Origin of the sequence: Vibrio sp. MM46 (assembly GCF_027587135.1) — a bacterium.
GTDB classification, from domain to species: domain Bacteria; phylum Pseudomonadota; class Gammaproteobacteria; order Enterobacterales; family Vibrionaceae; genus Vibrio; species Vibrio harveyi.
Window position 1 is genome coordinate 141,530 of record NZ_JAPPTO010000002.1, and the last position, 20,705, is coordinate 162,234.

Sequence of the window (20,705 nt, forward strand, 5' to 3'; positions counted from 1 at the left end):
CCTTGACCATCAGGAACATAATCATTAAATTAGCGCCTCGTTAGCAAATGATGCTAACCACAATTTGATTCGGTGAGTTGTCCGAGTGGCTGAAGGAGCACGCCTGGAAAGTGTGTATACGGCAACGTATCGAGAGTTCGAATCTCTCACTCACCGCCACATTCTTGAAAAAAGACGTCCTAGGACGTCTTTTTTTGTATCTGCAGTTTAGAAACAACAAAAGCCCCGAGAGTTCGGGGCTTTTCGTTTTTGGCGAAGCGAGTGCTTGTTTAAAGTCGGTCTTATTGAGGTTGACTGAGCACTTGAACCTTTCTATTTAACAAAGCTTGTACCGCATTGGAATCTTTCTCGAAGCTTAAGATTGAGTTGCAAATATCGACGTTTGCAAGCATCGACAGAGACTCACTTAACTCTAGCTTGGAGTTAGCTCGGTTCACCTCTCGCTCTTTAGGGCTTATCTGCACAACGGTTCGACCTAGAAACGAGCCTTGCTTTACAGAGGCTGTTTGCTCGGTATGTTCTAACCGGTCGATAGACAAGTTCTTTGGTGTTGGTTGGATGTCATTGGACATAGGGTACCTAAACTCTTAAGTCCGAGCTCTGAAGCATAGATGGTGAAACTTCCATTGCGATATGGGCAGACAGCAATGACTCCCAAGATTCGCTCTGTGTGAGCAGCTCAGCAAGTGCACTCTCAAACAACTCATAGTCGAGCTGCTCGGTCTGAAGCAACCTGTTTAAACAAAGCTTGTGCCTGTGGTTATCTAGGCTAAAAAACAGTTGATGCTCAGACCAATGATAGTTGAATGCCAAAAAAGAACGATAAAGATCAGAATTAACAATTTGTAGGTCGACAATCTCTGCTTCTAGTTGAAGCGTTTCTGTATCTGGGTGGAAAATGAAATGCACTCTTAAGTTATCGTCAAAAGCTAAACCCAGTTCGTCTTCAGTCAAATGTAATTCAGGCAAACCTATTTGATGAGCAAAGTTAAGCAAAACCTCATCTACGATTTGGCGCGCTGACATAGAAGCAGTCCTTTTTAGAATTTTATCATCGAAATTATGGAAAGTTAAAACTGATGTTTATCAATATTGGTTGGAATTTTTTATATAAGCGTTTTTTCTATGCGGATAATAAAAACTTATCAACTATGTTGCTTATGTCTCAAGTGTTGTACCACTTACCTTTGCAGAAAGTTTGAGCATTTATTTGGAAGCAGTATCAACTATAAAATAAAGGCAATAAAAATTCCTTATCAAATAATAATGAGTCTTACTTTTGAGAATCTATATTGTCCGAATGGTGTATAAAATAATAGTTGATCTTTTATATATTTGTGTACCAAAATTGCGCCTGCTCATTTTTATTTAAAACATATTCAGTCAAATAGAATCCATAATGAAATGTAATACGTATATTCCGATACTAAGTGCATTGCTTCTCAGCGCTTGTGCTACCACAAATACGGTATCAGATGGGTTTTCTAATCATATTCAAGGAACGCTATTTGGTTGGATAACGTTTGATGATTACGTCGCTCCAGTGAGTACTTCTGTAAACGTCGAAGTATGTCAGGTTTCAGATAATCAATGCTTTACAGTTGTACAGCAAGACTATCAAGGGGTTCAGTTACCTGTTCAGTACTCGGTTGTTATTGCTCCAATACAAGCTGGAAATGGCGAAATGAAAGTGCGCGCTATATTGCGTTCTCAAGGTGAAATTATCGCAAAAAAAGAAGAGCAGTATATTTTTACGCAAGGCAGTGTACATAAGGACTTAAAGCTAGAAGCTTATAAGAATTACTAAAAAAGTAATCGTTTTCATTTGTCTTTATTATTTAAAAAAATTAAGACAATTGAAAGTAATATCTCCAGACCTAGGTCTCTATTAATCAATCAACTTAGGTCATCGGGTCAGTTTGTCTTTATATGAATATCGGTTGCACCCATCATAATTTTTATGGTTATATCCACCGCCTTGGATACGTTGGCTAGGTAGAATGGTTTAAAAATAAACAGCTCAAAGTTGTTAGAAATATCAATATAAATGAAGTGGACTTTAATATTAGTACTTTCATTTATTCTAATATAAAAAGAGTTTTTGCTGCTTTAGTATCACTAGTTATAAGTTGAACTTTAGCAAAAGCTTATTAATTCCCGAAAACAATACATAACAATATCGGGAAGGTTTCTTTGCCAAGATTATTTTGCTACCAAAGGTAGCGCTTGAGCTATTCGTTATTATTCGGGGGGTATGGGAGTGTTATGCGCTTCTATGCTCTTTTCTTTGCTTCTTTAATTGAAATTGTCCTGCGTTTGTCTTCGCACTGCGGGACTTTGACAGTTTCTCTGATGGGGATTAGAGAAATTAAAATTATGAAGGGTAGAAAATGGATGTGTTAGGCCAACTAAACACAGAAAGGGTCGACTCGCGCTTGCGAAAAATCCATAGTGCTTGCTGCTATGAAAAACACGATGAAGTATTTCATTCTAGTCAATCTCACATTGTTGTCGTTCACAATGGTCAACTGAGAGTCCAAACAGGGGATTGCACGCTAGACGTTGTTGCTGGTTGTGGAATTTATCTCTCTCAAGGGGATTACTTACTAGAATACACACCGATAGATGGTCAATATACGGCTTCTGTTATCGAGTTTGACAATGAACTGGTGAGTCAACTATTGCAAAAGCATAGTGATCTTTTGATGTCGTTGCCAAAGGTTGAGAATGTTCAGTCTGGATTGTTCCCTTTTACTCTCAACTTATTGATAGAACAGACACTATCAGGAATGAAGACGCTAGAAGAACAGTCTTTTCCTGATGCTATTATGCGCTTAAAGTATGAGGAAATGCTCATCTTATTGTTGCATGGGGACCAAGGTGAACACCTCTACGCGTTGTTATCACAACTGACAAACCGAACCTCAGATCGACTGCGTCGCTTTATGGAGCTTCATTACCTTAAAGAGTGGAAACTGACCGACTACGCCCAAGAATTTGGTGCGAGTTTGACTACGTTTAAAGAGCTCTTTAATGAATATTATGGTATTTCTCCTAGAGCGTGGATCAGTGAACGTCGTTTATTGCATGCTCACAAGCTATTGCTCACAAGCAAAATGAGCATCGTCGACGTTGCGATGGAAGCGGGGTTCTCAAGCCAATCTTACTTTACACAAAGTTATCGCCGCCGCTTCGGAACGACACCAAGTAAGGTTCGTTCTGGAGATGAACAAGTAGCAATTGCTAAGTGAAATGTCTGACGACTAAAATTTTCTGACTAATTTTGAAAGGCATTAACTGACGTAAACTCTATTATGCTCAGCGTAACAACGAACAAAACTATTACCTCTACTTCCTTCTGGATTGTTCGAAGTAGATGCGGAGAAGAACACAAATGAAAAAGCAGCATTGGCGACGCCGTTCGCTTTTTCCTAACAACATTGTGACGCAAAGGAAGGTCACTGTATTACAGCGAGGCGCACGATACGAAGGTTTATCCCAATCATCGCAAGAGCCCAATGTTGTTAATGTCAATCACCGACAGCTACTCAGTGAAGGCGTTCTGAGTTACGACCAATTGTCTTTACTCCAGCGCTTGCTTGATCGCAATGTCGTCGATTGTTTATGTGCTAGTCAGCTGATTAAGACATATCAAAAGCTTGGTACGTCTCTAGATCGATTTGCTATGCGCCTCTTTTTAGAGGTGGGTGGGCAACTCAGTGACAATCGTGCGTTGAGCACTTTTGAACAAAGACTGGATTACATTAATCACCGATTAGGTTACCGCTTCAATCTAGCGTCACCTAAAACGCTGATCCTTTCGATGTACTTGACTCTAAATGAGTGGGTTAATCAGCAGACGGATCAGACGGTGTTGCATGATTCCATCAAGCTTGAACAGTTAATCAATCAACTGAGTATTCAGAAAGAGTATTGGTTGAGATTGTCTGGAGAAGAGAGCAGTGCGATTTTTGCAGAGCAACAACTGGAACTGATTAAGAGCCAGCAGAGTGAATTGCATGAGCAGCTAAGTGTTCTCAATGAGCAGCAAAACCAAGTGGTTGAATCTCATCGAGCATTGGTTGAAGAGTGGAAACCAACTCTAGAAAAACTCAAGGGCTTATCTGAGTACAGCAGAACGTCGGATAAGTTTATCTCTGAATGGAAAATATGGTGTAGCGAAGCGCGAGTACAAGCGCCTGAGCTAAACGATGTTTGGGATGCGTGTGATCTTGTATACAGCGACCTAAATGCCGTCGCGAAAATTTGGCAATGGTTTCAAGACATGCAAACTGTTGGCAGCGTAGATCATTACTACTTTGACATTCAGAGCAACCAGTGCGGTCAAGCTTGTAACCATCTCAGCCAGATTTAAATAGGGCTAAATATGTTAGATCAAATGATGAAATCTCTAGCGGCAACGCTAGGGGTTGGGGATTTTATTGCCTCAAATAATGGTTCCTATGACATCGAAGTCGACCAGATGCTGCTTAACATTCGGCAGCAATCATCATGGGTCTTGTGGGAAACCGTTCTCCCATTTCAGTTTGAACAGCACCTTGATTATCAGAAAGAACAGGCGCTAAAGCACTGTATGCAGCTCTCTTTGAAAACGTTGCGAGATACGCGTTGCACGTTAACGGTGAACGACAAAGCGCAGTTGATTGTGCAAGGCAAAATGAATATGGAAAGCGCAACGACAGAAGCGCTTTGTACGCAACTTTCTCAACACGTGAATTTGGTGGAGCAGTTCAGCGATTTGCTCGAGCACCAGCGTGTTAATCATACCGTTAGCCACAGTGTTTGGATTCCATAATGCTTGCAGTTTTAAAGACACAAATGCGCAGACTCGTGTTATCAGCGGTGTGTGCTTCAAGCTTGGTGATGGCACTTCCTTCTCATGCTTCTGAGCTTAATTGGTCTGATCAACCGTTTCGTTACTACGCGGACAATGATTCGCTAAAAGAATTACTGAACAACTTTGGCGCAAACTACCGCGTTTCTGTATCGGTGAGCGACAAAGTAAATGACCGTGTCAGTGGTCGATTTACACCAGAAGACCCAGCCGAGTTTCTCGACTATCTGGCGCAAGTTTACAACTTGATGTGGTACTTCGATGGCGCGGTACTTCATGTATACAAAGCGACGGAAACTCGTTCGCGATTGCTACAGCTAGAATTGCTAACGGCTCGTGAACTGCGTAGCACGCTGATTTCAACCGGGATCTGGGATTCTCGTTACGGTTGGCGCGCAGCAGAAAATAAAGGTCTGGTTTACTTGGCTGGTCCTCCGAGGTACGTCGATCTGGTTGTGCAAACGGCAGAAGCGCTGGAAAGCCGACTGGTACAAAAATCCAACTCTACGGATGAATTGTTTGTTGACATTATTCCGTTGAAGTACGCCTCTGCGACGGATAGAGAGATCACTTATCGTGACCAAGGGGTGACGGTGCCAGGTATTGCTTCGGTATTGAGCCGAGTTCTATCCGGTGTTCAAACTCAAGTTAAGGTGGCGAATGAGAGCGACGAAGCCGGAGCGAGTAAGTCTGCGACAGTGACTAAAAAAGCTTCTGTCCATAGCGGCGCATCGGTAGAAGCTGAGCCAGGGTTAAATGCGATCATTGTGCGCGATACGCAAGCTCGATTGCCGTTGTATCGTAAGTTGATTGCTCAGTTGGATCAGCCGCAGTCAAGAATCGAAGTGGCGCTTTCAATTGTTGATATCAGCGCGAACGATTTGAGTCAGCTTGGTGTTGACTGGCGAGCTGGCGTTGCGGTTGGTAACAACAGCATTCTGGATCTCAAAACAACGGGTGATGTCGGTGATGGCGATGTCGAGCTTGGCAGCGGACAAACCTTTAAGTCTTTGCTTGACGCAACGAACTTGAATTACCTATTGGCTCAAATCCGTTTGCTTGAATCTAGAGGCAGCGCGCAGGTGGTTTCAAGACCAACCTTGCTAACACAAGAAAACGTGGAAGCCGTACTCAATAACAGCAGCACCTTTTACGTCAAGTTGATCGGTAAAGAGACGGCAGCATTAGAGCAAGTGACGTACGGTACGTTATTGAAAATCGTGCCTCGTATCGTCGGCGATCGATTTGTGGAAAGACCAGAAATCAACCTGAGTCTGCACTTAGAAGATGGTGCGCAAATCTCTGATGGTGACATCGACGGTGTGCCTTCAATTCGCAAGACAGAAATCAGCACACTGGCGACAGTGAAACAGGGACAAAGCCTGCTCATCGGTGGTGTATACCGTGACGAAATCAGCAACAAGCTGCGAAAAGTCCCTTTGCTAGGAGACATTCCATATCTTGGTGCTTTGTTTAGAAGTACGGAAAACACCACAAGAAGAACGGTACGTATGTTCATTATCGAGCCAAGAATCGTTGTGGATGGTATTGGCGACAACGTTCTCATCGGCAATGAATATGATTTAAGACCAAAGATTGGCACGTTAAACAACATTTCAAACAACAGTGCAGACCTTAAATCAGCGCTTGCCTTGTACAGCTGTACGACTCAAGTGCAAGCCGAGCGTTACCAGCAAGATTTGTTGTCACAAGGAAAGTCATCGTTGCTAGCAGAATGCGAGCTTCCTACGGGACAAAAAGGATGGCGAGTACAAATTAAAGAGTGTAATGGCTCAGAGAATCATTGCGTTCGACCATTAGAGGAGCAGTAGCCTCAATGCAGCAATGGAAAATTCGTATCCTCTCCGGTGTCCATTCCGGAGTGGAAGTCACCTTACCCAATGATTCATTGGTATTAGGTAGTGATGATTTTACTGCAGATTTGGTGTTAACCGACTCTGGCATCAAAGCAAGTCACCTTGTTTTGGTTTGCGATGGCGAAACAGTTTTATTGCGCGATTGTGAAGAGGTCTCCATCAACAATGAGAGTGTCACCGTGGATGCTGGTGGCATTGAGCTGGCGCGAAACGCGCTGGTCTCTGCGGGTCGTTTAACCTTTGCAGTCGGTTATCTAGAAGACGATTTGGTTATCGATGTGGCAAGCGATGCATCAGACAAGCAAGCTGCCCCCGTCAGCCATAAACCATCGTCAGGTTGGAAGAGAACACTGCTCATTGGATTGATGTGTAGCTTGATTCCAAGCGTGATATTTGCAGGCGTTTGGTACAGTCAAATTCATGCCAATGACAAAGACGCCATCACCGCAGCAGAACCGATTGTCTTGGTGCGCAACATTCTTAGCGAGCTCAAACTTGACGATGTTCGTGTTGAATGGAACGCAAGTGCTCGACAGGCGGTACTTGAAGGTTACGTCGAAGACAGAACACAGAAACTCCAACTACTTGGTCGGATTGATGCCTTGGGTATCAACTACAAAAGTGACCTGAGAACGATGGAAGAGATACGCCGTGGTGTGCGCTTTATCTTGCGCAACCTCGGTTATCACCAAGTCAAAGTCGAAAATGGTGATGAGACAGGCACGCTGCTGCTAACGGGCTATATCGATGACGCAAGTCGTTGGAGCCAAGTTGAGCAGATATTAGAACGCGATGTCCCTGGACTTGTTGCTTGGAAGGTCGAGCTGCAAAGAGCGGGTGCGTACATGGATACGCTTAAAGAACTGTTAGAAAAAGCGGAGCTCTTGAAAAAAGTTCAACTTGTGACTAGCGGTGACCGCATCGAAGTTCGTGGTGAGCTTGATGACATTGAGACCACTCGATTTTATGGCGTAACGAGAGATTTCCGTGAGCAGTATGGCGAGAAACCTTATTTGGTTTTGAAGTCCATTCCTAAGGTAAGCAAAGGAACCAACATCGATTTTCCGTTTCGTAGCGTGAACTTTGGTCGAGTCCCTTACGTCATCCTCACAGACAATGTTCGTTACATGGTAGGTGCCCGCACTCCTCAAGGATATCGCATTTCTAGCGTTACTCCTGCAGGGATTGAACTCGTAAAAGGCGGGCGAGTGATCACTATTGATCTAGGGTACGAAGGTGAAAATACCAATGACAAATCTTGAGCAGTTATTACAAGGCGATTCAGGACAGCAAGAAAAAGAGGCGATCATCCTCAAGTTCAAGCAAGCGCAGTCAGCAGTAAAGCGTCAGCTCGATCTTGGTTGTTCACCACAAGAATATCAATTGCTACTCAAACAGCATGAGGCGTATCAAGCAGCCTTAACTGTAATTGAAACTTTCAAAGACAATAAATAAAAAGAGGCGATACCTATGTCATTTTATGATTCGAGTAAAAGTGTTTATCTCGACGACGTTAAGGCGAAACTAGAAGCACAAGCTCAAAAAGCGAACGAAGACGTAAACACGGCAATCAAAAACCTAGAAACGAACGCAGACGATCCGTCGAAGCTTGCAGAGCTGCAGCACACAATCAACAAATGGTCTGTGGTTTACAACATCAACGCGACCACAACTCGTGCAATCAAAGACGTGATGCAGTCGATTCTGCAGAAGGTGTAAGTTATGGATAAAGACATGCGTTTGCTGCTGGCTGAAACAGCGTTGATGGCAACCGGTCTGCATCGTCATGAAGAGGCAAATACCATCGCGGAATGCCTTGAGTCACAAGGTGGTGCAGAAGAAGTCGTCGCTATGATTCGTTCAATGAGTTTGATGAATCGTGGCTTGTACGAAGACGCTCATCGTCTACTTGAACCGCTTTGTATGACGTACCCAGACTTAATCAGTCTGGCAGCGTTAGCAGCAGGAAAAGCTGGGCTATCAAGCAAAGCGGAGTCTTGGCTAGATATGGCATCAAAAGGCAGTGAAGAAAACCAAGCCTTTGCCATGAGTTTCTCTAAGGACATCAGGAACCTTTAATGAAGGTTGAAAACAACGCATTCAACTACACGCTCGGTCATGTGCAGCAACCTTCTAGAGTTGATGCACATGATGCGAACAAGATGAGCCGTTTAATGAGTGATAGCTCATCAGATAAGAGCACATCGTCGACGCAAAAGAGCACGGACAGCGTCACACAAGCCGAAGCCAAAACAACGGCGATAAAGGAATGGTACGAGACGCTAAAACGTACTGGAAATTTCAGTGCTACTACGCTCAACAGTACGCTTGAAGGTGCGTTTTCCTCGCCTAGCGAGAAGAAAGAAGCGTTATGGTACGCCTTTAGTCAGGAGAGAAGTGCAAAGGGCACCGATAAAGCGTCACCAGAATTGTTGGCATCATTAGAGCAAGAGTTGTTGGGCAGTTTTTCGGGGCGCTTATTAGCGGAACCCCCTAAAGACCGCCAAGAGTTGAAAGCGTTGCTTTCTGAGCATTTCCCGCTTGGCGCGCAAAAAGAACAAGCGCTTTGGCACAGTTGGGCAGAGTTGAAAGACATCCCCGATCAAGCCCCAGTGTTGGACATGGTCCGAAAAGAGCTGAGCTTTGTTATACAAAAGAATGCCATGGTCAAGAACATGTTGACTTACAGCCACAAACTAGACCTCTCATAGGAATGGATATGATCAATACGCAGTACACAGAAGTAATGCAAACCAACCTCGAGCAAGTGCAAGACGCACAAGCTGAAGAGGGGCTTAGTGAGCGTTTCGAGCAAGCGATGCTAGCGCCGGAGGGAAACCACGGTTTAGAAGGTGGCTTGTTAGAAAACATCAGCGAACTGAAAAATACCATCGACAATGCAAAAACCAGTTTAACCGACAGCATGAAAATGGTCGGTGACGATCCCGCTCAACTTTTGCAGATGCAGTGGGCGTTGACTCGAATTACCTTTCAAGAAGAGCTGATTGCTAAGACGGTAGGTAAAACGACACAGAACGTAGAAACACTGTTGAAGGCCCAATAGTCATGATGAAGACAATGCGTGCCGCGTGCATGTTACTCGTTTTATTTTTAGTCGGTTGTCAGACGGAGCTATACACTGGAGTAAGCCAGAAAGAAGGCAATGAAATGCTGTCTATTCTGCTTTCTGAGGGCGTAGTGGCAACGAAAGAGCCAGATAAAGACAACACCGTTAAATTGATGGTCGATAACGCCCAGATTGCGTTTGCGGTTGATGCACTGAAACGTAAAGGTTATCCGAGAGAGCAATTTTCAACACTGAAAGAAGTGTTCCCGAAAGACGACCTGATCTCGTCTCCGCTTGCTGAAAGAGCGAGACTTATCTACGCGAAATCGCAAGAGCTGTCTTCAACCTTGTCACAGATTGATGGTGTGCTAGTGGCTCGCGTTCACGTTGTACTTGAAGATCAAAACCTTCGTCCAGGTGAGCGTCCGACGCCAGCATCGGCATCTGTGTTTATCAAACACGCAGCGGATGTCGCTCTGGATTCTTACGTCCCTCAAATCAAGCTGTTAGTGAACAACAGTATCGAAGGGCTGAATTATGATCGTATTAGCGTGGTTATGGTGCCATCTTCAGAAGTTCGAGTGACGGCTCAGGGCAACCAATTTGAAAGTATTTTGTCGATTCAAGTAACCAAAGACACGGCAAGCCATTTGATTGCAATCCTCGTATTCTTAGTGCTACTCGTCATTGGTTCTAACGCGGCGACGTTTGCATGGTGCCGCAGGAATGCAAAACGTGGTTAATTCTGATACGCCGGTTTCTCAGATTCAGCATCAGTTTAACTATTGTCCTTGCAGCTATATTGATGAGAGCTGGGTAAGCGAAAAACAGCCTTGGTTGTTACGACTCCAAGGCTGGAGGGAGCAAGCGACAATCAATCAGTGGTGCATTGAAGAGTGGCAGCTATCGTCGATTACTGACCATGTCTTTAATCATCCATTTAACAGTTTGGCACTGTTGCCAGCCGAAGCGACCAACAGATTGTTGTTGATGATTGGCGGAGCAATGTATTGCGAATCGATGCGCCAAGTTGTATTGAAACAGCCTAAACAGTGTCTCAATCATGTTTTTGGTGTCGATGAAACCCGCTTTCTGATTCAGCAAGGACCAATGATGATTTCAAACTGGCCAAGCGGTTGGCAAAAATCGCTGCCGCCGACTTTAGATGAAGCCAGCTTTGAAAAGACTGCCCGTGAGCTCGGCTATCTATGGATAAGATTCCTATTGGCAAAATCGCCCTCTGAGCTCGTGCAAAGATGGCAGTTCAAACTCGAACGTTCACTCACTCAAACGACACTCAATGCAGATTGGTTGGATGAAACGCATCGAGATCTTGCTTATCGACTTATAAAGAAAATCGCAAAACAGGTAATTCCTCAATGGTTTCATTTGTTGAAATAAAAACCGACAACTTACAGTTGGCTCCGGGTCTAAAAATTCTCAAAGCAAAAGATTATGTGAGTTACTTAGATTCGCAACATTTGGTTGAAGCAGCACATTCCAAAGCCGAGAGCATTGTTGCTAAAGCCGACGAAGCCTATGAGTTAGAAAGACAACGTGGTTATCAAGATGGTATCGATCAAGCGAAGATCGAGAACGCGGAAACCATGATGGCGACGCTAGCAAGATGTAATGAATACTACTTGCAGGTCGAACAGAAAATGACAGGTGTAGTACTGGATGCAGTCAGAAAGATCATCAGCAGCTTTGATGATGTGGATACAACTGCAAGTGTCGTAAGAGAAGCGCTTCAACTGGTTAGCAACCAAAAACAAGTGATCTTGCATGTGCATCCAGAGCAAGTGACTGAGGTTCGAGAAAAGGTTTCTTCAATACTCAGTGACTTCCCTGAAGTTGGTTATGTTGAAGTGATCGCCGATGCGCGACTCAAAAATGGCGGATGTATCTTGGAAACGGAAGTCGGCATCATTGATGCCAGTATCGACGGACAGTTGCAAGCGCTCAAACAAGCGATTACCAAGCAGTTCAGCGAGCGCCAACAGGTACTCTCATAACGCCTATCTTTGAAACTTGAAAGCTCAGCGATGCTGGGCTTTTTTGTTTTCAGTGGCTGGCTATTTCTAGATTCAGCATCAACTTTCTCTCACTAGCATGCAAATGAAAGCGGCGAGCGCTAACTGATAAAAGCCGCCCTAAAAACTTCTGACCAAAAGTGATATATGGCGAATGCCCTTGCGCTTATCGTTTTGATTATTCAATACGAAAAGGGGTCCTCGCAATGAACAAAGAAGAAATCATAAACAACTGGCTATCCGACGTATCTGGCGGGCAATGGCGGCTTTTGAATGGTCAATGTAACTTGGTTGGCGAAGATGGTATGCATTACGCCACGATTTTCAATTATGAAAATCGCATGGTGGTCATGTTCCCTTTGTCACCAGCCAAACAGCCAGAAGGGGGCATATCGCCTTCCAAACTGTTGGCGCTTAATTCTCACCCTGATGTCGTCGGCATTGCGTCGTTCTCGTTAGCGGCAGACAACGCTACTGTTGTACTCAATTTTTCACTGCCGGATGACTCCGTGGTGAATAGTGACCTCAATGTCTTTTGGCAAAATGCGCTCAGTTTACGCAGTGCCTTGTTTGATGCGATCACTGAATCCATTGCGGGGTGATCGATGCAAACGACGATTCGCACAGACGGGGCGACAAGCACCGCGGCTTTACTGTCCTCGCAACAGACACCAAGAGCGGTTAATACCTCTTTAAGTCAGACCCCATCGGTCTCCGTTTCCCTAGTTGGTAATCAGCCGCCGCTGAACACGCAACCTGTCTCAATGCCGCCATTGCGTCAGGCTGTGGAGGAGTTTAACCATGCCATCATGCGTGCTGCACAGTATGAAGGCAGCATTGAAAATTTGGTCCGAGATAAGGTGAATGCGCAGTTTCCAACAACCTCTGATGCGGTGAAAAACCAGATAGTTGCTCAGTCGGTGGAGAAGATTGCAGAAGCCAACCAAGCATTTGAGTTTAACCATTTGGGCAATGACCTGCTGCAGAACCCTGCAGTTGAGTACATGTCTCAATCGTTTTTGCGTCGAATCCTAGAAAATGTAGCGATCGCTCAAGCGAAAGATCCTTCAGTGCCAGTAGCAAAGACAAATGAAGACGCAGGTATCGGTTTTCTGGACGGCTGGAGTGACGACGACGCTAAGTGGGCAGAGCAGCTCAACAGCGTACTCAATGACCCTAAAGCCAATGCTCGGGTACTGACTACATTAGCTTATAGTCATTTGAGGGTATTTCGTGATCCTTCGCGACTTAAGATGATGGGCGATGCCGTGAATCAGCCATTGCTGAATGCCAAGGAAGCGAATCAAAGGCTGAACATTTTTCACTCACACGGTGCAGGGGCAAAGCCCGAGATCTCGACTCCGACCACAACCCAACCCCATGGTTGGGCATGGCTTAAGTATGCCGATTGGAATACAAGTGAAGCGCTTGGCAACAAAACCGGCAATGACTTTATCGGCAGTCGTCAAAACGGCGACCCTCATAAAGGGACCGGATTCAAGTTTCAAGGAATGCAGGAGGCCATGAAGCCTGCGGCTTATCACAACGACGCCGTTGCTTTAAAAGAGCGTTCAGAGCATGAGTCCGGCTATGGTGGTTTCGTTATCAATGATAAAACCTTAACCACGATTGGTCAGGATGAGCCAACTTCAGTCAACTGGCGCCAACAGAACATGGATAAGAAATTACCTATGTTTGCTGGACCATCTAGTACCACCTCTTTTATGTACGAAGTGGCACGCCTTCTCAAAATACCCGCTTCTGAAGCGCAAGCATTTCGAGCCTTGCTATTGGGGTGGATGATTCAGCCACGTGATCACAGTTTTACAGAGATCATGGGAGCACTGGATGCTTATGCGATGGAGCACAACGACCACGGCGCTGCGACGGTAGACAGTGATGGCATGATGGCGTGGCAAGCGCGCGAGACGGGCAATTGGCTTGGTGCTTACGAGGGTCTAGTGAGCCAAGACATCGACTTACCCGGAATGGAAGCCAAGACAATCACGCTAAATGGGCAAGAAATTCATTTACCTGCGATTGAACCGGTGAAAATGAGTGTTGAGGAGTTCGACCATTCTGTGACTCAAGGGAAAGGCTACCCATCACAATATGCTGGGAGTGAATATCTTGATGCTCTGGCGCAGGCTGCTCAGAGTCATCAAGAGGCGGACGATACCTTTGGTCTGGCTTCTGAGAAAATTCTCTACGCTGCGCAAAATATGAACGACTTGAAGTTATACAATACCGAGCAGAGAACCATGCCGGAATTGCCTGAGCGAACACCGTCAGGACAGCCATTCATTGACGGTGTTAAAGCGGAAGCGTTAGGCAATTGGTTAGAGCGTCAGTCTCCTGCGCAATACCAACAGCTTCTCAGCAATGCTGCGTCTTTGTTGGCGGAATCTTCACAGGAAGGAGCGCTGAGTAATGTTTTTCGTTACGGCGACCGTAATGACGTGTGGGATACTTTTCGTACGGTAGATAAGTCAAACATGCTTGATGCTCAGTTGGTGCTAAAAAACAAACCTGATCACCAAGATGCGTTGGCCTTTTTGCAAGATGTCGCGAGTAGCAAAGCAACGCCAGCTGAACGCCAACAAGCGGTATTAGAAGCCATTGGTGATGATGCGAATAACCAAGCGACGTTGATTAACGTGATGCTGCTGGCGACGACTCGATTCTACACAGGGAATGGCGCGAATATTATCAACCCAGGCTACGGCGACTTTGCTCCGCCAAAGAACGAGAGTGAAATGGAGATTCGTCTTCAATCGTTCCTAAAACGTAACCAATACACCAGTTCTGCTGAGCGAGCGCAGGCGAAGAAAGAGTATCGTCAGACCGTGGATATGTTGCAGGCTGCGCTAGACTCTCCAATGTTTGAGCGATACTCCGGTAAAGTCTGGCATGGTTGTCACACTAGTGTCGCCGATGCGGCGTTAGAGAAAGGAACCGGTTTTCAGTTTCCTGGATTTATGAGTACAACGCGTGCTCCAGACGTGGCACAAAGTTACATGGCGAAAGGTGCGCTTTTAGTCATCAACCCTACGCCAGACATCGGGATGAATATTGAACCTATCAGCAAAGCTGAAGGTGAGAGAGAAATTTTGGTTCCTGCGGGGACGTCTTTTACTGTTGAACAAAGCTACACCTTACATCTCGAGAAAGGTTACCCGTCTTCAGCCAATACTATGATGAAAAAGCGAATCCACGATGCAGAAGTTGCGATGGGTCGCCGCCAACCTCATGTGACCATACGTGTGACGACGCCAGAGATGGAAAAAGCGGGTTTGAGTGGTAAAAGCGATCCAAAAGGAGAGGCGGAGCTTGCTGACTTGATTGATCATATCAAGAAAAATAGCTCGAACATGGAAGAGCAAACCAAAGTTGTGGTTTTGAGCAGAGAATCCAGTGCACCAAACGTCAGTGTGGCGAATGCGGATAAAGCGGCAACAGAAGCCTTTAAACCGATGTATTCTGGTGGCTTTGTTTAGCTAAGTCCTCATCTAATTAACGAAATCCATTCAACTTGAAGTATCTCAGCAGCTGTAACTTGCTTGAGATTGAAAGAGTAAAGCTGGGTATATGGTGAGATTCTTTGATTCTCACCATATACCCAAGTCATTCTCGCTGAACCTAGCGCCTTGAGGTTTCTTGGGTATACCTTTCTATAAACGGCTTAAAACGAAAAAAAGCCGACCATATCTGGCATATTTTGTCGCTGTTATTGAGCACAATACTCCCATCAACTGACAATCTGTTCATCTTTAAAGGCTTTACTATTGCCTCATAAGAGCGGAACGTTTGCTCAAGAATACTTAATTTGGTTTTTGCAGTAATGGTTAGTTTAATAAAGTTAACCATAGTAATAAAAAATAAAACAAAAATGATGTGATAGATGTATTTTAAATTCGAGATTTTATATCTGGTTGTTAAATTAATACATCAATATTAAATATCAGGATAGTAGGTGAGTATGGATAAGGTGAATACCTTACTAATTGAACTTGGTAACACGCTCGATATTGATCGAGTGACGGCATATGATAATCAAATGTGGGCTGTATATATGTCTGCAGGCAAAGAAGTTGAAGTTCAAAGCTTGGATGAGAGAGAAGAACTGTTATTTTCAATCAAGGTTTGCCAAGGTGAAGAAGCATTTGAGCTTAAAAAACTGCAGACACTTTTAGAATATAACTTCTTATACCGCGAATCAGGTGGCGTGCAGTTCTGCATAAACCCAGAAAACCAAGAAGTACACATGCAAGTAAGCATGCCAATGACGTCAGAAGTGAGTCGAGTTTCGACCATGATTACTCAGCTTATGGAGCTTTGCCAGTTGTGGAATCAATATCTAACGACTCAGCATCAGTCGGCTGAACAACACGAAAAGCTGCACTCTTTCATCTCTGTTTAAAAGGTTATGGTCATGGTAAATATCAATACATCACATATGCACTCGCTCAGCGAGCTGACTGCACACCTATCTACGCAAAATCAATCAGACGACAAAGAAGTCCGAGCTCATGGTGGCAAGGATATCTTTGTTAAAGAAGGTGCGCCGAAAAACACAAGTGTAAGCGCTCGTATCAATCACCAAAACAAAGCGAAAGCGATTGTAGTGGGTTTATTGGTTAAGCAAGGTCTGCCGAAAGACGTCGCAAAAGCCATGATGCAAAACGTACTTAATGGTGAGAATAAGCTGACTCTTGGAAACCTTAAAGATTTAGAGCGACTATCGACAGGACCACGAGAGAACTGGCCGAGTGTTTCAAGCACTTCAAAGCCATCCAGTACGGGTAAAACAGACCCTGCAGATGCCCTGATCAGAAAGCACCAAGGCGCACTGCAAAAGCTGGGTGATTTTGCCTGTACTGACCTTAATACGTTCGGTGACAAGCGATCTGAGTTCTATCAATCGAAAGCGAAACCAAGATTAGAGGGGTTCTACGCCAACCCAGCGAGAGTTCAACAAGATAAAAAAGCAACCATGTCGGCAAACATGGTTCAAGTCGCAGCGCAAAGAGGCAATAGCCCTCAAATGGGCACACTGCAAAACATCGCGAAATCTGTTCAAGATGCTAAAGCCGGTTGCTGTACGACGTTTGCCTTTGCCGCCGCCTCTGAAATGATTCAAGGAATGCAAGGTGAAATGGATCAAAACACCAAGGTTGAAGTAGTGGCATTCAAGAAAGGACACTCAGGAACGCACTTGTATGTTCTGGTTGGTCGACAAGATGGTAGTGATATCAAAGACCCAAGTACATGGAATAAAGATGTGAAGATTGTAGACCCTTGGGCAGCATCAGCTTTTGGCGCAAGAATGTTTGGTGATATTGCTCATCCACCTGTTTCTAATATGTTCCCACCGTCTGAAGTTATTTTTGATAGCCATAAGCTAAATTAAAGATTTCATAATCGGTTGTTAATATTTAATCTCTTAAAAGAGCAGCATTTCGCTGCTCTTTTTTCATTTATTAAACTCAAAATTACTCATTGTTTATTTCTCATTTTTTGTGGCGCAAATCACGACAGTATCGTGAAACTAACAAAATAAAAGCCATTTTCGACATCGTAATTATGCCATTCGTTGTTTACTAGCAATAGTGAAACAGAAGGAATAAACGATGAATACATTACAAGTTCTATTGAAAGAGTTTTGCGAAATAAACGAGCTACCACCACTTTCTTTTTCTGAAGAAAATCGTTGCCAGTTATTGGTTGATGATCGTTACGTTATTTACTTTAGTGCGACAGAACAAAACGATCTTATTTTATCGGTGGCTTTTGGTGGGCTCGAAAAAAGCGGTGAACTGAGACTGAAAGGTCTCGAACTTCTCGCCCATGCTAATTATTTCGGCATTGCGGATGGGAGCTTAACGCTTTCACTTGCACCCAATGGTCGACAGTTGGTTCTTGCGGGGCGAAAGCCAATTGAGCATTTAAACGCAGCGAGCCTATCAACTTGGTTCCATGCCCTCAATGAGCAAACGCAACTCTGGCAGGCTCGATTTGCGATGCTAGACCAAGACCCAACCCAATTTATCAATCAAGAACAATCTCACGTTCAGACGCTTCGAGTTTAAGGAGTTCTCCCATGGTAAGTCCAACCAGCAAAATCAGTCAAAGCCCCGTTCCGAGCTTGGATCAATTCCGTTCTGTCGCGGCACAAAAAGATGATCGTGTGATCAGTAAGCGCGGTGAAGTCAAAGAGCCATCGACCTTCCATAAAGGGCAAAAATTCGCAGCGGTGAGTGAAAACGTGCTGCGCTCGAAATATCAAAAGTACTTCCAAGAAAACATTAAGACTCACTTAGATTTAAAACAGGCGCTGTTAAAAGAAGAAAAACCAGAAACGGCATTATTGGCGTTCTCTCTTGTTAGCCCATCAGGTTATCGCGGCGAGCCTTTGACTGAGCGTAAGATCCTTGAAGTCGTCAGCCTATTGGAAGAAGTAAAGGTTGACGGAAGCGCTTATGAAAATCTAAAAGGCACGTTCGATTCGATCAGCAAAGACCCACGTTTACAAGTCAGCATCGAAAACCAATACCCAGGAAAGATGGATGGCTTTGGTGCTGAGTTACTTGAGATGGCGAAAGAGAAGATTAAAGGGACTGGTGTCAACGCAGCGATTAACTTGGCGCTACCGGGTGTTGGCTTGTTGGTTGCCACTGGGCGTGAATTGCATAAAGCCGCCGTCAATGGCGATGCAGAGGCATACCACCACCAATTGGATCAAATTGCCCAGTTACCCGGTCGCGACCAAAGGTTGGCACTGCCAATGCAGCAAGCACTTGCACACGGGCACGCCACTCTGTCGGCAGAAGGCGCGATTGGTGCCACGTTAGGTATGGCAACAGGTAGCCTTGGAGCATTTGGTGTTACCTCCGTAGGTACCGCAGGTGTACTTCCTGTAGCAAAAGAAGCTCTAGGCAGTGTGGCAGCATCGGGCTTAATCAGTGGCTCTGGTTTTGTTGCTGGTCAAGCTGGCTCTTACGGCTTGAACAACGAAGTTCAAGATCAACTTCGTCAAGAGCCGATGTCTGGCGTGTTACCACGTATTGAAGTGTCTAACAGCAAGGGTGACTTTACTTTCAGCATGCAAGATGCAGCATCAGTGCGCGCTTTAATGGCGTACTTAGGTCCAAAGGAAGACAAGTCTATGACATCGCCTCAAGCACCAAAAGAAGCGCAAGAAATGGAAGCTGCGCGTTTGACGCTCAAGAAGATGTTGGGCTCAGATGCTAGCGAGCATTTAGTACCAGATGTCGATCCTATGCTTAAACTGAGTGTGGAAGATGCTCCAAGTCAAACTGAATCGGTGGCGAATGGTGCGTTTAAGAAACTGCTCAATGAAGATTGGGACTGGTTGATGCCAGCCGTCCGAGCCATTGATCAAGGTAAGGCACAAGACATCAATAAGACTTTGACCTACAAACTGCCTCTTGATGCAGCGAACGGACGCGTGTACTTGGATAAAAGCCCGAACCTTGATGATGGGCAACTTTCGGCGCTGGAAAAGCTAGGTTCACCAAGCCAACTACGTTTGATGTACTTAGCAGAAGGTTGGATTTAACTGATTTGGCTTTAAACCAAAGTCCGCAGTGAAATCCTAGCGAACAAGAAAACACAAAAGGGAGCAGATGCTCCCTTTTGTTTTTGATGAAAAACCGTCTAATGAAAAAACGTCAAAACAACCGTGGTCAAGGCTTGCTGTTGTAAAGACAAAACTTGCTTCTGCTTATTGCTCTTCAGATTGCTCCAAAGACGCAACCCAACGTAAGATCTCTGCGGTGGCTTCAATAAGATCGCCAGGTATGTATTGGTTTAGCTGGCCATCCGAATATAACGCACGTGCGAGTGGCACTTTCTGCATGACAGGAATCCCTTCTTCTTTGGCTATTGCAATCATGCGTTTCGCCATCGCATCGGTCTCTTTCAGGGTAATTACAGGTAGAGGTGTTTCGCCTTTCTTGTAGTACAAACCAATGGCAATGTGCGTTGGGTTTGTTACCAAAACATTTGAGCGTTTAACGTTATCTCTTTGGTTGGAGGCTTGCAGCTCTTGGTGCAACTGACGGCGCTTACTTTTGATTTCTGGACTGCCTTCCATCTCTTTGTATTCGCGCTTCACTTCATCCTTGGTCATCTTCAATTGTTTGGTGTGGTCAAACTTTTGGTAAGCAAAGTCGGCAGCAGCAATCACAATAAAACCAACTGCCGAAATGATCATTAATTGTTTGATTAGCACGCCAGTGATGGTCGGCACACACTCTAATCCACAAGTAGGAATTTGCAGTAAAGTGTTTAAGTTACCTTTTAACGTTACCCAAATAATGCATGAAAGCAGCGAAACTTTAAGGATCGACTTAATAAACTCAATAATGCTCTTTAACGAGAAAATTCGCTTAGCCCCTTCGACAGGGTTGATCTTCTTGATATCTGGTTTGACAGATTCGCCACTAAACAGAAAGCCGAACTGACCCATGTTCGCCATGATGGCGATGAGAGCGGCGACTAAGATGATCGGTGCGAGCAGATAAACCATTTCTTTGGCAATGGCGATTGCTACATCGAGAAGAGCATCTTGAAAGCCCTGATACGCCAGCTCACTTGGTAATAAAAGTAGGGCGGAGATATGCGACATATAGTAATCGGCAAACGCAAATAGCACGGTGATCAAAGCCAGAATCAACGCCGATGAAACGATTTCCTGACTTTTTGCAACTTGCCCTTTTTGACGGGCATCCCGGAGTTTTTTCGGGGTGGGGAGTTCTGTTTTTTCTCCGCTCATTACTGGGCCTGTTTATCTTTCGTAGTTAAATTTAGTTCAATCTAAAAGCGTTTTAATCATCGGAGAGGCGGAAGCT

Annotated in this window: 23 protein-coding genes and 1 tRNA gene; 21 read left to right on the forward strand and 3 right to left on the reverse strand. The window is 44.7% G+C overall.

What is annotated here, in order from left to right; genetic code table 11:
* Positions 1-71 precede the first annotated feature (71 nt).
* A tRNA-Ser gene (locus OH459_RS02610) sits at positions 72-159 on the forward strand.
* A 122-nt stretch (positions 160-281) separates the two neighbouring features.
* On the opposite strand, the gene exsE2 is transcribed toward OH459_RS02610, so the two are convergent.
* Positions 282-572, reverse strand: a complete 291-nt coding sequence (exsE2, locus tag OH459_RS02615; protein ID WP_005450284.1) for a T3SS regulon translocated regulator ExsE2 — start codon at positions 570-572, stop codon at positions 282-284.
* 7 nt (positions 573-579) lie between these two features.
* On the reverse strand, positions 580-1,026 hold the full coding sequence (locus tag OH459_RS02620) for a type III secretion system chaperone (RefSeq protein WP_269985294.1): 447 nt from the start codon (positions 1,024-1,026) through the stop codon (positions 580-582).
* A 373-nt stretch (positions 1,027-1,399) separates the two neighbouring features.
* Between OH459_RS02620 and OH459_RS02625 the strand changes: the two genes are divergently transcribed.
* From OH459_RS02625 to OH459_RS02720, 20 genes are all read left to right on the forward strand, one after another.
* Positions 1,400-1,807: a YscW family type III secretion system pilotin gene (locus OH459_RS02625; protein WP_005450280.1), complete on the forward strand. Its 408-nt coding sequence runs from the start codon at positions 1,400-1,402 to the stop codon at positions 1,805-1,807.
* A 583-nt stretch (positions 1,808-2,390) separates the two neighbouring features.
* Positions 2,391-3,251, forward strand: a complete 861-nt coding sequence (locus OH459_RS02630) for a helix-turn-helix transcriptional regulator (protein WP_005450279.1) — start codon at positions 2,391-2,393, stop codon at positions 3,249-3,251.
* 143 nt (positions 3,252-3,394) lie between these two features.
* A complete protein-coding gene (locus OH459_RS02635) occupies positions 3,395-4,375 on the forward strand; it encodes a T3SS regulon anti-activator ExsD domain-containing protein (RefSeq protein WP_005450278.1) in 981 nt (326 codons plus the stop codon).
* Between the two features lie 12 nt (positions 4,376-4,387).
* Complete coding sequence (locus OH459_RS02640) at positions 4,388-4,816, forward strand: YscB family type III secretion system chaperone (protein WP_005450277.1); 429 nt, start codon at positions 4,388-4,390, stop codon at positions 4,814-4,816.
* Positions 4,817-4,884: 68 nt separating this feature from the next.
* Entirely contained in the window at positions 4,885-6,687 is a 1,803-nt protein-coding gene (gene sctC, locus OH459_RS02645; protein WP_422485278.1) for a type III secretion system outer membrane ring subunit SctC, read from the forward strand.
* A gap of 5 nt (positions 6,688-6,692) precedes the next feature.
* Positions 6,693-7,994, forward strand: coding sequence for a type III secretion system inner membrane ring subunit SctD (gene sctD, locus OH459_RS02650; protein ID WP_269985301.1), 1,302 nt, complete (start codon positions 6,693-6,695; stop codon positions 7,992-7,994).
* On the forward strand, positions 7,981-8,187 hold the full coding sequence (locus OH459_RS02655) for an EscE/YscE/SsaE family type III secretion system needle protein co-chaperone (protein ID WP_005450274.1): 207 nt from the start codon (positions 7,981-7,983) through the stop codon (positions 8,185-8,187). Before sctD ends, OH459_RS02655 begins: the two co-directional genes overlap by 14 nt.
* Before the next feature lie 15 nt (positions 8,188-8,202).
* On the forward strand, positions 8,203-8,451 hold the full coding sequence (sctF, locus tag OH459_RS02660) for a type III secretion system needle filament subunit SctF (RefSeq protein ID WP_009698265.1): 249 nt from the start codon (positions 8,203-8,205) through the stop codon (positions 8,449-8,451).
* 3 nt (positions 8,452-8,454) lie between these two features.
* A complete protein-coding gene (locus OH459_RS02665; protein WP_005441753.1) occupies positions 8,455-8,811 on the forward strand; it encodes a YscG family type III secretion system chaperone in 357 nt (118 codons plus the stop codon).
* Positions 8,811-9,443, forward strand: coding sequence for a YopR family T3SS polymerization control protein (locus OH459_RS02670; protein ID WP_009698264.1), 633 nt, complete (start codon positions 8,811-8,813; stop codon positions 9,441-9,443). Before OH459_RS02665 ends, OH459_RS02670 begins: the two co-directional genes overlap by 1 nt.
* Before the next feature lie 8 nt (positions 9,444-9,451).
* Positions 9,452-9,796, forward strand: a complete 345-nt coding sequence (gene sctI / locus OH459_RS02675) for a type III secretion system inner rod subunit SctI (RefSeq protein ID WP_005450269.1) — start codon at positions 9,452-9,454, stop codon at positions 9,794-9,796.
* A 2-nt stretch (positions 9,797-9,798) separates the two neighbouring features.
* On the forward strand, positions 9,799-10,542 hold the full coding sequence (gene sctJ, locus OH459_RS02680; RefSeq protein ID WP_005441767.1) for a type III secretion system inner membrane ring lipoprotein SctJ: 744 nt from the start codon (positions 9,799-9,801) through the stop codon (positions 10,540-10,542).
* Positions 10,535-11,200: a SctK family type III secretion system sorting platform protein VscK gene (vscK, locus tag OH459_RS02685; RefSeq protein WP_009698262.1), complete on the forward strand. Its 666-nt coding sequence runs from the start codon at positions 10,535-10,537 to the stop codon at positions 11,198-11,200. Before sctJ ends, vscK begins: the two co-directional genes overlap by 8 nt.
* The gene (locus OH459_RS02690; RefSeq protein ID WP_017819085.1) at positions 11,179-11,814 is read left to right on the forward strand and encodes an HrpE/YscL family type III secretion apparatus protein; all 636 of its coding nucleotides are present in this window, start codon (positions 11,179-11,181) and stop codon (positions 11,812-11,814) included. Before vscK ends, OH459_RS02690 begins: the two co-directional genes overlap by 22 nt.
* 224 nt (positions 11,815-12,038) lie before the next feature.
* Positions 12,039-12,434 carry a hypothetical protein gene (locus OH459_RS02695; RefSeq protein ID WP_269985313.1) on the forward strand — a complete coding sequence of 132 codons (396 nt, stop codon included), beginning with the start codon at positions 12,039-12,041 and terminating at the stop codon, positions 12,432-12,434.
* 3 nt (positions 12,435-12,437) lie between these two features.
* Positions 12,438-15,329, forward strand: coding sequence for an ADP-ribosyltransferase (locus OH459_RS02700; RefSeq protein WP_269985315.1), 2,892 nt, complete (start codon positions 12,438-12,440; stop codon positions 15,327-15,329).
* Between the two features lie 482 nt (positions 15,330-15,811).
* Positions 15,812-16,252, forward strand: coding sequence for a type III secretion system chaperone (locus tag OH459_RS02705; protein ID WP_005450259.1), 441 nt, complete (start codon positions 15,812-15,814; stop codon positions 16,250-16,252).
* Positions 16,253-16,264: 12 nt separating this feature from the next.
* The gene (locus OH459_RS02710; RefSeq protein WP_009698260.1) at positions 16,265-17,242 is read left to right on the forward strand and encodes a hypothetical protein; all 978 of its coding nucleotides are present in this window, start codon (positions 16,265-16,267) and stop codon (positions 17,240-17,242) included.
* A 220-nt stretch (positions 17,243-17,462) separates the two neighbouring features.
* Complete coding sequence (locus OH459_RS02715) at positions 17,463-17,921, forward strand: CesT family type III secretion system chaperone (protein ID WP_017188265.1); 459 nt, start codon at positions 17,463-17,465, stop codon at positions 17,919-17,921.
* Between the two features lie 11 nt (positions 17,922-17,932).
* Positions 17,933-19,411 (forward strand): cation transporter, encoded by a 1,479-nt coding sequence (locus OH459_RS02720; RefSeq protein ID WP_009698258.1) that lies wholly within the window; start codon positions 17,933-17,935, stop codon positions 19,409-19,411.
* A gap of 165 nt (positions 19,412-19,576) precedes the next feature.
* On the opposite strand, the gene sctU is transcribed toward OH459_RS02720, so the two are convergent.
* The gene (gene sctU / locus OH459_RS02725) at positions 19,577-20,629 is read right to left on the reverse strand and encodes a type III secretion system export apparatus subunit SctU (RefSeq protein WP_005450246.1); all 1,053 of its coding nucleotides are present in this window, start codon (positions 20,627-20,629) and stop codon (positions 19,577-19,579) included.
* Positions 20,630-20,705 lie beyond the last annotated feature (76 nt).

Coding starts and splice junctions, on each gene's coding strand:
- sctU (WP_005450246.1), bottom strand. CDS start 20,629: ATGAGCGGAGAAAAAACAGAACTCCCCACCCCGAAAAAACTCCGGGAT.
- OH459_RS02620 (WP_269985294.1), bottom strand. CDS start 1,026: ATGTCAGCGCGCCAAATCGTAGATGAGGTTTTGCTTAACTTTGCTCAT.
- OH459_RS02720 (WP_009698258.1), top strand. CDS start 17,933: ATGGTAAGTCCAACCAGCAAAATCAGTCAAAGCCCCGTTCCGAGCTTG.
- OH459_RS02630 (WP_005450279.1), top strand. CDS start 2,391: ATGGATGTGTTAGGCCAACTAAACACAGAAAGGGTCGACTCGCGCTTG.
- OH459_RS02695 (WP_269985313.1), top strand. CDS start 12,039: ATGAACAAAGAAGAAATCATAAACAACTGGCTATCCGACGTATCTGGC.
- sctC (WP_422485278.1), top strand. CDS start 4,885: ATGGCACTTCCTTCTCATGCTTCTGAGCTTAATTGGTCTGATCAACCG.
- OH459_RS02700 (WP_269985315.1), top strand. CDS start 12,438: ATGCAAACGACGATTCGCACAGACGGGGCGACAAGCACCGCGGCTTTA.
- OH459_RS02635 (WP_005450278.1), top strand. CDS start 3,395: ATGAAAAAGCAGCATTGGCGACGCCGTTCGCTTTTTCCTAACAACATT.
- exsE2 (WP_005450284.1), bottom strand. CDS start 572: ATGTCCAATGACATCCAACCAACACCAAAGAACTTGTCTATCGACCGG.
- OH459_RS02665 (WP_005441753.1), top strand. CDS start 8,455: ATGGATAAAGACATGCGTTTGCTGCTGGCTGAAACAGCGTTGATGGCA.
- OH459_RS02690 (WP_017819085.1), top strand. CDS start 11,179: ATGGTTTCATTTGTTGAAATAAAAACCGACAACTTACAGTTGGCTCCG.
- OH459_RS02705 (WP_005450259.1), top strand. CDS start 15,812: ATGGATAAGGTGAATACCTTACTAATTGAACTTGGTAACACGCTCGAT.
- OH459_RS02710 (WP_009698260.1), top strand. CDS start 16,265: ATGGTAAATATCAATACATCACATATGCACTCGCTCAGCGAGCTGACT.
- sctD (WP_269985301.1), top strand. CDS start 6,693: ATGCAGCAATGGAAAATTCGTATCCTCTCCGGTGTCCATTCCGGAGTG.
- sctJ (WP_005441767.1), top strand. CDS start 9,799: ATGATGAAGACAATGCGTGCCGCGTGCATGTTACTCGTTTTATTTTTA.
- OH459_RS02715 (WP_017188265.1), top strand. CDS start 17,463: ATGAATACATTACAAGTTCTATTGAAAGAGTTTTGCGAAATAAACGAG.
- OH459_RS02655 (WP_005450274.1), top strand. CDS start 7,981: ATGACAAATCTTGAGCAGTTATTACAAGGCGATTCAGGACAGCAAGAA.
- OH459_RS02625 (WP_005450280.1), top strand. CDS start 1,400: ATGAAATGTAATACGTATATTCCGATACTAAGTGCATTGCTTCTCAGC.
- sctF (WP_009698265.1), top strand. CDS start 8,203: ATGTCATTTTATGATTCGAGTAAAAGTGTTTATCTCGACGACGTTAAG.
- OH459_RS02670 (WP_009698264.1), top strand. CDS start 8,811: ATGAAGGTTGAAAACAACGCATTCAACTACACGCTCGGTCATGTGCAG.
- OH459_RS02640 (WP_005450277.1), top strand. CDS start 4,388: ATGTTAGATCAAATGATGAAATCTCTAGCGGCAACGCTAGGGGTTGGG.
- sctI (WP_005450269.1), top strand. CDS start 9,452: ATGATCAATACGCAGTACACAGAAGTAATGCAAACCAACCTCGAGCAA.